At 61.9% G+C, this 231-nt stretch carries 1 pseudogene; it reads right to left on the reverse strand.

From position 1 onward, the window contains the following. Nucleotides 1–191: pseudogene (locus KJQ96_RS39635) on the reverse strand (hypothetical protein); the annotation flags it as partial. Between the last annotated feature and the right edge of the window lie 40 nt (nt 192–231).

Consider the following 231-nt stretch of genomic DNA (forward strand, 5'->3'; position numbering starts at 1 on the left):
GTGCCCTTGCGCGCGATTTCCTCGGAAACGTCGATAGCCATGTTGCGCTCGGTGACCCCGCCCGGGCTGCCGACGGACATTTTGGCTCTGAGCCGCTCCAGCCGCGCCCGCTGCGTATCGCGCGCGAACTTCTTTTCGACGAACTGTCGCCGTGCCTCTACATAGGCCGCCAGCAATTCGACGTCGGACATTTGTACAGGGTGGTTTTGGCTGAAACGCCCTCGGGTTCAT

The organism is Bradyrhizobium sp. sGM-13, assembly GCF_018398875.1.
Taxonomy (GTDB): Bacteria; Pseudomonadota; Alphaproteobacteria; order Rhizobiales; family Xanthobacteraceae; genus Bradyrhizobium.